The organism is Microcoleus sp. N9_A1 (assembly GCF_036701795.1).
GTDB lineage: Bacteria > Cyanobacteriota > Cyanobacteriia > Cyanobacteriales > Microcoleaceae > Microcoleus.
The window spans coordinates 1-8,751 of sequence record NZ_JAUBRI010000026.1 but is presented as its reverse complement, the minus strand read 5'-3'; the positions used below and the strand labels follow the sequence as shown (position 1 = coordinate 8,751).

At 48.3% G+C, this 8,751-nt stretch carries 4 protein-coding genes; 2 read left to right on the top strand and 2 right to left on the bottom strand.

Features of this window, described 5'->3' with window-relative positions; translation table 11 throughout:
• Both QUA58_RS14125 and QUA58_RS14120 read right to left on the bottom strand, forming a co-directional pair.
• A partial coding sequence (locus QUA58_RS14125; protein WP_333394580.1) for a DUF4114 domain-containing protein occupies positions 1 to 793 on the bottom strand: 793 nt, incomplete at its 3' end.
• A gap of 173 nt (positions 794 to 966) precedes the next feature.
• Positions 967 to 1,197 (bottom strand): hypothetical protein, encoded by a 231-nt coding sequence (locus tag QUA58_RS14120; protein WP_333251601.1) that lies wholly within the window; start codon positions 1,195 to 1,197, stop codon positions 967 to 969.
• Between the two features lie 644 nt (positions 1,198 to 1,841).
• On the opposite strand from QUA58_RS14120, the gene QUA58_RS14115 reads away from it, so the two are divergent.
• Positions 1,842 to 5,360, top strand: coding sequence for a hypothetical protein (locus QUA58_RS14115; protein ID WP_333394579.1), 3,519 nt, complete (start codon positions 1,842 to 1,844; stop codon positions 5,358 to 5,360).
• A 106-nt stretch (positions 5,361 to 5,466) separates the two neighbouring features.
• Complete coding sequence (locus QUA58_RS14110) at positions 5,467 to 8,343, top strand: zinc-dependent metalloprotease (RefSeq protein WP_333394578.1); 2,877 nt, start codon at positions 5,467 to 5,469, stop codon at positions 8,341 to 8,343.
• Positions 8,344 to 8,751: the final 408 nt, after the last annotated feature.

The following is an 8,751-nucleotide window of genomic DNA, read 5'->3' as shown; positions in this document are numbered from 1 at the left end:
AAACAGTCGGATTTTCAGTTTCTGTCGCAGAGGAGTTTTCCGTTTTTGGATCAGCAGAATTTGGATCGGAATTGGGAATTTCAGAAATTGTCGGGTTTTCAGTTTCTGTCGCTGGAGAATTTTCAGGTTTTGTTTCAACAGGATTTGTTGCAGAAGTAGTATCTGCTTTTTTGTCTTCTAATTTAGTCTCAGTTTTTGGCGCAGCGTCAGCTATCAATTCTTTGCCTTTCTCTGATGTACGCCAATCGGAGTTTTTGGCAATTACATCATCCATTGAAATGACTTTAGGGGTTGCACCTTTGAGCGAAAATATGATATCATTGTAATCAGCATCGCTCCCTTCTCCTATCCCCATATCTTCCATGACAAATATACTGCCACCATTCACAACACTGGCTATTTGTCCCCGTTGAAAAGCATCGCTGGAATTAGCTGTCGCCATTGAGAATAAGGGCTTTTTGTCGCCGCCAATCGCTGGATTATTGTACGCTTCTTGTATTGTGCCGTTGGGAACTACGATGATACCAATTTCATCTCCTGGTGTCATTGCAAAAGTTTTGATTCCTCGGTATTCCCCGATATTGAAGTTGTTTTCTCCCTCGAAACTAGAGAATTTCGCTGCTTCTGTACTGTCAGAAATGGCGATATAACCGAGGGAGGAGTTGCTTAAAGCGCGTCTGGCTGCTTCTTTGATAAATGCTTGGGAATCGGGAACAAATTCTTGCATTCCTGTGAGGCTGATAATTGCTAGTTCTCCTTGATACGAGCCTCCGTCTGATAGATAATCGAACACAATTTTACCTGTTTCGTCTGCTTGGAAAATGCCGGAGTCGAAAGAAATGTTATTTTGAGTTGCTGGTTTGGCTGTATTGCCTGTGATTGCGTCGGTTTGAGTGGTGGATATTTGCGGTTTTTCGGGAATGCTGTTGGTTGTTGGTGTTGAATCTTGGTTGAGGATGAAGGCATTTATCTCTGCTTGTTGGGGAGATATTTCAGGGCTTTTATCGATGATTTGGTTGTTTGATTGTAATAGTTCAACGCTGGGTTTGTGGAGGATGTTTCGTTAACAGTTAAAAGATTTTTCGGGGGATAAGAGTAATCATTGGTAGAATTTGCTAGTGGCAAGTCTTCTGCAATGTCGGGAATGAGAGAAATATTGGCAGTTGTTTTGGGGGTTGATGCTTCGATTAATGACATGATTTAAAGTTTGGTTTTTTGATGAAAAAAGTGACTAAAATTATGCAGAAATTGAGGATTTTAATATTGAAAATATCGCAAACAAAGCGAGTCCAGACGATGCTGAAATTTGTTTTTTTTTATTGAGGACGCCAGCTGCGATATCGACAGGTGAAAACCTGCCAGCGAGGCTGACAAAAATTTGATGTGATGGCAATAACTTGGTTGTTTTATTGCTACCGATACATTTGAGAATATCAATAACTTTTATCGATCGCAAGCGGTTTTCACCATCTTGAAGTAAATTTTATGGAAGCTTTAACTTACTTCCGTACCCGCTCAGTGTCACGCTACGAATTGTGGGCTTTTGACAACTTTGGATTGGCGATCGCCAAACTATTTTTTTCGGGCGTCGTATAAAAAGTCACTTAATTTGTTAGCAAAAATACGAAAAAACCGATCGCAACAACAGTAAAGGCTTTGGAAACGTAGGTTATACAGTCCTGGACGCAGACACACCATATGTAGTGTGGTGCGATTCCTAATAATTACTAACGATCAATTACTGATGACTTCGCCTAAGTGAAGCCTAATATATGCCAAAATACGGACGAAATGTGCTATCTGTAGAAGACGAAAGCAGCCTTGACGAAATTTAAAGTCCCATGTTGAATGCGAACGGGAGCATATTGGCAGACAATCGATCGGCCGCGTCGCAGTGGGCGCAAGAAGCTTTAGGGCTTCCCGAAGTTCAAGTACAAGCGCGTTTGCGGGGAAATCACCTGCACATTTTGTGCGAAGCAGCGCAGTGTCCGTCTCAAGAATTGGTGACGGCGAGATTTACCAACGCCCTCGAACACACTGATTTAACGCGACTGCTGCCCGATCGACCTAAAATTTACCAGTTGTTTCTGTGTGGGCGCAAAATCGGTTCCCGACAAAATGACTGGACAGTCCGGCTCGATTGTAGCAGTCCCAAGCGACAGCAACAGCCACAGCAACCGGAACCAAAAGTTGCCGAAGTGCCGCCGCCAGCGAGTTCCCCTGACGAACCGCCAGGAAGCCGTAAAAGAGGCGGATTTTTCGGCAAATTTAAGAATGACAATCAGAAACTCAAACAGACACCAAAACCGGTAGAAACAGCAGCCCACCCGCCACAAGTACGGGAAGAACTGGATTTTGACGCCGAAAGTCTGCCGATTGCCTCCCGCATTCAATACCCAGAAGCTTTTGAAACTTCCCCCGTGACGATCGACACTTCGGCTGCTGCGACGCGGGAAGCTTTCGCTTGGGCCGTTCCCCCCCAGCAGAAAGCGAACCGTGGCGCGGTGGCTTTGATTCAATCCCCCGAAGCCGACTCAGGCGAGGGCGATCGCGATGGAACATTGACGGTTTCGCCGGAAACGTTGGCGCGCCGGGGCTATCCAGATGCGATCGCCAGCTATCTCAGCGAAATCCTCGGGCCGATGGGAGTTTCGGTGAAAGTAAGCATTCGCGAAAAAGAACTCAAAAGTAGCCGAGAAACCCTGCCGGTGAATGGGCCGGAAAATATCAAGCCCAAAGAACGCCGACTGCTGGTGCTGTGCGAGTCAGCTTACAGCCCCGACCCCTCATTGCTGGCCGAACCCATCGCCGGCAGGCTGCGGAAACTGCAACTAGAGGATTTCCGGGAAGCCGTGATCGCCAGCCAAGTCAGCGGCGAAGCGAAGCCGGACTGGCTGCTGCGGGTGGATTTGACTTCGCCGGACAAAATTCTCAAGGAATGGGCCAGGTGGGGAGACGTACAGTCGATCGCCAAACTGCTAAATCAACACTTGGCTGCATCGAAAGTCGAAGTGCGGGCAACCCTCAAAGAAGCAACCCTCCACCTGTTTTGCAGCAAAACTGCTAAAAAAGGACAAAAGCCAAAACGGCAAGAATATCCCGACAAGCAGCAAACCACCGACGCGATCGCCCCTTTGTTAGCCTCCTTTGCGCCCCAAGGCATCCGCGCAGCTACTATCTACGGCGTAGAACCAGCCAAGGACTCTCAGGCTGCGCCGGAGTCCCCCGTGTGGATAGACTGGGTGGACTTGCCTGCAGCCCACCACCCCGACTTGGCTGCAAACGCTAGAACGCTGGCAGTCGAGGGCGACCAATTGGCTCTGACTTTTTTATTGAACAGGTTGCTCAACCCCAATCTCAGACGCAAGCTGGAAACAGGAGGGATTCGGGCTGTCGTGCTGCAAAAAGCCAACGTGCTGCACGTCATGACAGAAGCTCTGACTTGCCCTTCTCAGTCGAAGGTAGGGCCGCCGGTGGCTAAATTATTGCGGCAGTTACAAATTCCGGGAGTGGCAGGGGCGCGAGTCTACGGACGCCGCGCCGGCCAGAAACAGCCCCTGTGGCGCTACGCAATTGACCTGAGAACGGCGGTTGACGAGGAATCAGCGGCGGCACCCGCACCGGCTCCCTCGCAACTGGCTGTCTTGGAAAAGGAACCAGTGCCGGAGTTTGCGCCGGCCGAGGATGGGAGTTTTTCGGGTTTGGGCGAGAAGTTGGTGTTCGATGCGCCCGTGCCCAACTCCTGGCGGCCCCGCTTCAAAATCAGACTCCCCGGATACAATCTGGGCGAGCAGTTAGTTCAAGCTGCCGTGCAACCGCTTCTGGCTTCGGGTTTGTTTGTTCCCAACGATGGTTTGTCAACAAATGCTGCCGAACCCGGGGGCGTGAGAGCCGATCGCGCCACCAGCATCGCTTTGATTTGGGCGATCGCCGGCTGTCTGCTGACTTTCAATACCGATTGGCTCCTGGGTCTGTTTCTGCAATCTGCGACGGTCAGTCAAGCTCCTAGCGCCTCGTCCGTTTGCAGCGACAAAAATTGTCAAAATCCCTCCCCCAAGGCTTTGGGCGACGTTACAGCCCCAGAAACGAACGAAACCCCCGACCCGGTTCCCCCTTCTTCTGAGGTGAATTTGCCTCAAATTCCGTTGCAGCCGTTGCCCGAAGCAAACGGGTTCGAGGCTTTCAATGGCTCAGGGTTTACGAAACCGGGAAATACTAGCATTCCTGTAGCTGATGTTTCTGCAGCACCCGTGTTCCCGACTTTGAGGAGCCAGCAGCTTGACGAGCAGATAGCGCGCTATCAAGAGTACATCCACCTGCACAAAAAACCGCCGGATATTTTAATTGTCGGTAGTTCGAGGGCGCTGCGGGGCATCGACCCGGCGGTTTTGGAAACAGCTTTGGCAGCTTCGGGCTACCCGGGGCTGAGGGCTTACAATTTTGGGGTTAATGGAGCTACTCTTCAGGTTGTAGATTCCCTCATCCGCCGGATTTTGCCGCCGCAACAACTGCCAAAATTGCTGGTGTTGGCGGATGGGGCGAGGGCTCTCAACAGCGGGCGGCCGGATTTGACTTTTAGCGCGATCGCTTCTTCGGAAGGTTACAGGCAATTGTCCCGGGGTAGTTTTCTGATCCGCACCACTCAATTAGATGCCGAAGGATCGAATCCCAGCGCCAAAAATCCGGTGGCGACTGCCACTGAATTGGTGCAGAATTTGGAACAAGCTCAAGCTAACGTTCAGCAATTGGTGAGTCAAAAGTTGGTGGAAAGTTCTGCAACTTACAAAAATCGCGATCGGCTTAAAGCGTTTTTGCGATCGATCGCCAATCCATCAGCCCCTGTTGCAACCGAGAACCCCCAAACCCCAGCCCTGGGTCAACAAACCACTGAAAATTCCCAGCCAACAGCAGCAGGTAAACAACCCAGTGAGTTTGAACCAAACGGCTTTTTGCCGATCGATATACGCTTCAATCCCGATACTTACTTTCAGAAGCACCCGAAAGTATCTGGCTACTACGACTCCGACTATCAAGATTTTAAATTGATAGGCGAACAAACTGTAGCACTCAAAAATCTGATCGAATTTACCAAGGTTCGCAACATCAATCTCGTGTTTGTCAATATGCCTTTGACTGAAGATTATTTAGACCCGGTGCGGACAGGTTACGAACAACAATTCCGGCAATATATGCAACAATTAGCAGCTCAAAGCGGACTAATTTTCCTAGATAAAAGTTTATTGTGGCCCCAGGCGCGGGAATCTTTTTCCGACCCCAGCCACCTCAACCGTTACGGTGCTGTTGCAGTTTCTAAGCGGTTGGCTCAAGATCCCATGATTCCCTGGCCGGCGAAACAATAGTTTTGACTTTTGAGTTTTGAGTTATTTTAGAAATTAAAGGAGCCCAGCCTTGCAAGTGGGGCGCGACTATCTCAAAACTATTCTTCCCTGCGGCTAAATACTGAAAATGAAAAGATTGATATTTCCTGAAAATAGTAAAAATACACAGAAAAAAAGTGCCAGAAAAAATCTGCCTGTGATATTTTTTATATTATCTTTAGCATTTTTCTGTTGGAGTTTGTATAAAGGTTTATTTTTACCTTTAGCTTTATCATCTCCGGCGCCCAGCAACGAACAAAGTAGCGAACAGCAAACTCTGGCACCCTTTGAACAGGTTGTCCAAGACGCGCAAAAGTTAGAGGGATTATTTACCCTTTACCGCAATCAAGCAACTAATAAAGTTTATCTGGAAATTACACCGCAACAACTAGACAAAAAGTTCCTGTGTTTCGTCACATTGGCTTCGGGTTTGGGGGAAGCGGGCATTTTGAGCGGAATGCCGATCGGCGATTTCTTGTTTCAACTGCGCCGAACCCAAAATAACGTGCAGTTTGTGATACCAAATATCAATTTTCGCACCAGTCCGGGCGACCCCCAAGCTGGTTCGGTGGAAAGGGCATTTAGCGAGTCGATTCTCTATTCTTTGCCGCTCAAAAGCATTCATCCGGAAAGACAAACTCTGCTGATCGATTTAGGCGATTTGCTGATGAGTGAAAAGCGCGATTTACCAGGAGTAAAAGCGATTTTGCCGATGATTTTGGGCGCTTCTTACTCGATCGATGAAGACAAGTCTTATTTTAAAGATGTTAAAGCGTTTCCGCTGAATGTAGAAATTGCTTCTATTTACGGTTTTTCGAGCGATAATGACAGTGCGGTTAACTATTTACCTTCCATTCCTGACAGTCGGGCTTTTAACCTCCGCATTCACTACAGTTTCTCGGAAGTGCCGCTAAATAACGGCTACCGCCCCAGACTTGCAGACGAGCGAGTGGGCTATTTTCTCACAGCATATAAGGACTTTTCTGACAAGAGCAGCCGGGAGCCTTTTGTGCGCTATATCAATCGCTGGCATTTGCAAAAGCAAATCCCGACGGCGCCGATGTCGCCTCCGGTGCAGCCGATCGTCTTTTGGATTGAAAATAATGTGCCTGTGGAATACCGAAACGCAATTCGCGAGGGCGTTTTGGAGTGGAATAAAGCTTTTGAAAAGGCAGGTTTTACCGAGGCCATTCAGGTCAAACAAATGCCGGACAATGCTAAATGGGACCCCGCTGACGTTCGCTACAATACTATTCGCTGGTCGAGTTCTTTTGAGGCTAGGTTTGCCGGCATCGGGCCGTCTCGCACTAACCCGCTGACGGGGGAAATTTTGGATGCTGACATTCTTTTGGATGCTAATATTGTCCGGCAACTCAAAGAGGGCTATGGGTCTTTGGTGGAACAAAATCGCTCGGTATCTAAGAGCTTTCAAGGGCGAAACGGTTCTAATACTAATCCCTGTCAGTTCGGGATGTATTCTCGCTATTTGAATGTTCTAGAAAATGGGGATTTAGGAAAAAGCAGCGGGGAAAATGCTCAAGGTGGACTTGCTGATGATTTGCCGACTTTGGTAGAAAGATACCAAGAGCAAAAGCGAGATCCTTTATCGCGGTTGATGTCGAGTTCGGATATGTGTTTTGGGTTGGAATCGAGCCGACATTTTGCGATCGGGGCAATGTCGATGGATCTGTTGGAAAATGCAGCGCCTAGCAGTGGGGCGATTGACAATTATGTTAATGAATATATCCGATCTTTGACTGCCCACGAAGTAGGTCATACTCTCGGTTTGAGGCACAATTTTCACGGGAGTACCATGCTGCAACCGGAGGATTTGAACAATACTCAGGTAACTCGCACGCAAGGTATGATTGCGTCGGTGATGGATTATATGCCGATTAATTTGGCACCTCCGGGAACTGTGCAGGGCGACTATTATCCAAGGATTGTAGGGCCTTATGACGATTGGGCGATCGAGTACGGTTACAAGGTGATTGGCGGCGTAAACCCGAACAGCGATTTACCAGCGCTGCAACAAATTGCCAGCCGCGCTGCGGAATCCCAATTAGCTTACGCGCCGGATGAGGATTCTGTTGATATTCTCGATCCGGCTGCAAATAGCTTTGATCTCAGCGCCAATATGCTGAGGTATTCGCAATGGCAATTGGATAATGCTAGGGCGATGTGGAAGCGTTTGGAAAAGCGAATTCCGGTTGGGGAAGATGGTTATAACGAACTGCGGGTGATGTTTGATTCGGTGTTCGGATATTATGTTCAGCAGGTGATGAATGCTACTTTGTACGTCGGGGGACAGTCGTTTAATCGGATTCGCCCCGGTGATACTAATGCGAAGTTGCCGTTTGTGCCGATCGAACTTTCTCAGCAGCGAGAAGCTTTGGCAACTTTAGAGAAGTACGTTTTTGCCCCGGATGCGTTTAGTTTTGCGCCGGAATTGCTCAACAAATTGGCGCCGTCGCGCTGGGAACACTGGGGAAGTCCGGCTTTGGTGTTTCCTCTAGATTACCCGATCGGTGATCGAATTACTTTTTTGCAGCGGTTTGTGTTGCGAGTTTTGCTATCTCCGACGCGGCTGGCGAGGCTGCGGGATGCCGAGTTAAAATCGGCGCCGGAAACTGCTTTGAGGTTGCCGGAAGTGTTGGATACTGTGCAAAAGGATATCTGGAAAGAGGTTTTGCAGCCGACAAATAAAAAGATGGAGGTTTCGACTTTTAGGCGTTCTTTGCAGCGGGAACATTTGGCGATTTTGATCGGAATGGTGCTGCGAAAAACGAATGTTCCTGAGGATGCGCGGAGTTTGGCTTGGTACGAGTTGCGGCAGTTGCGGGAGGGTTTGAGCAAGAGTATTCGGAATTTGGATCGGAATGCTGATGCTTATACGCGGGCTCATTTGGAGGAAACGCGCGATCGCATTTCTAAGGTTTTGAATTCGCAAATTCAGTCGAATTAATCTTGGTATTTGTACCTCATAACAGCGGGAACCGCTGTAAGTCCCGTTATATCAAATCTCTTAGCATCGGAATTATTCCTATCTCTCTTCTCGACATCTGCGTGAATCAGCGTCAATCCCTTGTCATCTGCGGTGAATAAATTCTCTTTTTTGACCGCAGACTAACACAGATTAACACAGATTAACGCAGATTAATTAGATGGATTCCGGTTGCACCATCTGTGATTGTTGACTGTTGATACCAATTTAATGTGAAGTTGCACATATCTCGATTCCCCTAAATCCCCCTTAAGAAGGGGGACTTTGAGAAGAATCTTGTCCCCCCCTTATTAAGCTACCGTGTACACACAAGTCCAGCTAGAGCGGTTTTCCAACCAATGAAGATAGCTTCAAACTGTTGAAGACCAT

Excerpts from the sequence above, each read along its gene's own strand:
- QUA58_RS14110 (WP_333394578.1), top strand. The coding sequence starts at position 5,467 with ATGAAAAGATTGATATTTCCTGAAAATAGTAAAAATACACAGAAAAAA.
- QUA58_RS14115 (WP_333394579.1), top strand. The coding sequence starts at position 1,842 with ATGTTGAATGCGAACGGGAGCATATTGGCAGACAATCGATCGGCCGCG.
- QUA58_RS14120 (WP_333251601.1), bottom strand. The coding sequence starts at position 1,197 with ATGTCATTAATCGAAGCATCAACCCCCAAAACAACTGCCAATATTTCT.